The sequence below is a fragment of the Streptomyces sp. BE20 genome (genome assembly GCF_036322525.1).
Classification (GTDB): domain Bacteria; phylum Actinomycetota; class Actinomycetes; order Streptomycetales; family Streptomycetaceae; genus Kitasatospora.
On the sequence record NZ_JAQYWW010001048.1, the window covers coordinates 1 to 320 of the forward strand.

The 320-nt window shown below is 76.2% G+C and carries 1 protein-coding gene; it reads left to right on the forward strand.

All coding sequences use genetic code 11. From position 1 onward, the window contains the following. Positions 1-235: 235 nt before the first annotated feature. Positions 236-320: NAD(P)-binding protein (locus PUR61_RS29405; protein ID WP_443035257.1), on the forward strand; the 85-nt coding region annotated here is incomplete at its 3' end.

A 320-nucleotide genomic window follows, 5' to 3' on the forward strand; every position in this document is an offset into this window, starting at 1 on the left:
GCGGCAACGGTGCTGGTGGGGGTCGGAACGGTGCCCGCGCGCCCGGGGCCGCCGTGGGGGGGGGGGGACCCGCCCCGCGGGGGGCGGTAAAAGACACCTAACCCCGGGCCCCCCAATTTTCGCCGGGGTCGGCCCCCGTCCCCCCCGCACCCCCCCCCCCCCCCCCCCCACACCCAGCCCCCACCCACTAGAAACCCACCACCCCCCCACCCTGCACGACGAGATCGCCGGCATCGTGGTCGGCGGTGGCGCCGGTGGATCAACGGCCGCGACGCTCGTGGCCAAACACGGCCACCGGGTCCTGCTGCTGGAGAAGGAGA